Source organism: Sphingomonas sp., from assembly GCF_042091075.1.
GTDB lineage: Bacteria > Pseudomonadota > Alphaproteobacteria > Sphingomonadales > Sphingomonadaceae > Sphingomonas.
In genome coordinates, this window is sequence record NZ_JBELIE010000242.1 from 1 (window position 1) to 1549 (window position 1549).

The window sequence follows — 1549 nt, forward strand, 5'->3', positions numbered from 1 at the left end:
GACGCGGGCGAGATCGTCGAATGGGTTGGCGTACACAGCGACATCACCCATCAGCGCGCCGCCGAGGCGGCGTTGCGCGATCATGCGCAGCAGCTGGAACGGCAGGTACGCCATCGCGAACGCGCCGAGGAGCAGCTACGCCACCTCAACGAAACGCTTGAGGCGCGCGTGATCGATGAGATCGCGACCCGTCGCGAGGCCGAGGCGAAACTGGCGCAGGCGCAGAAGATGGAGGCGGTCGGCAAGCTGACCGGGGGCGTAGCGCACGATTTCAACAATCTGCTGCAGGTCGTTTCGGGCAATCTGCAATTGCTGGCGAGGGATGTCGCCGGGAACGAGCGTGCCGAAAAACGCATCGGCAACGCGCTGGCCGGGGTGGCGCGCGGATCGAAACTGGCGGCGCAGCTCCTGGCGTTCGGCCGTCGGCAGGCGCTGGAGCCGAAAGTGGTCAACGTCACCCGCTTCGTTCGCGGCATGGATGACATGCTGCGCCGCGCGATCGGCGAGGGGATCGAGATCGAAACCGTCTTCGGCGGCGGCTTGTGGAACACCTTTATCGATCCCGGCCAGATCGAGAATGCGCTGCTGAACCTCGCGATCAACGCGCGCGACGCGATGGCGGGGCAGGGCAAGCTGACGATCGAACTGGCGAATGCGCATCTCGACGACGATTACGCCCGCACCCATGACGAGGTGGCGCCGGGGCAATATGTGATGTTGGCGGTCAGCGACACCGGCTGCGGCATGCCGCCCGAGGTGCTGGACAAGGTGTTCGAACCGTTCTTCTCCACCAAGGCGGAGGGCAAGGGATCGGGACTGGGGCTGTCGATGGTCTATGGCTTCGTCAAACAGTCCGGCGGGCATGTGAAGATCTATTCGGAGCCGGGCGAGGGCACGACGATCAGGCTGTACCTGCCGAGGGCGGTGGAGGCCGAGGACGTCGAGGTGGAGGTGCACAACGGCCCGATCATCGGCGGCACCGAGACGGTGCTGGTGGTCGAGGATGACGAAGAGGTGCGCGCCACCGTCGTCGAGATGCTGGCGGACCTTGGATATCGCGTGCTGAAGGCGGTGGACGCGCAAAGCGCGCTCAACGTGATCGAAAGCGGTATCCCGATCGACATGCTGTTCACCGACGTGGTGATGCCGGGCTCGCTCAAGAGCCCCGAACTGGCGCGCAAGGCGCGTGAGCGGATGCCCGAGATCGCGGTGCTGTTCACCAGCGGCTATACCGAGAATTCGATCGTCCATGGCGGGCGGCTGGATGCCGGGGTCGAGCTGCTGTCAAAGCCGTACACGCGCGAGGCGCTGGCGCGGAAATTCCGTCACGTCCTGGCCAATCAGCGACAGCGCAACGATGCCGCCGTGCCGCCGCTCACGGCACCGCTCGATCGGGTGTCGTCCGATCTGGCGCCGGCGCCGGCTGCACCAGCGCGCGCGGCGACGATCCTGCTGGTCGAGGATGATGCGCTGATCCGCGGCGCGACGGCCGAAACCTTGCAGGACGCGGGGCATATCGTCGTCGAGGCCGCCAGCGCCGAGGAGGCGA

General features: G+C 66.2%; 1 protein-coding gene. It reads left to right on the forward strand.

Features of this window, described 5'->3' with window-relative positions:
* The coding region (locus ACFDSW_RS16120; protein WP_375251276.1) for an ATP-binding protein at positions 1–1549 on the forward strand (1549 nt) is incomplete at both ends.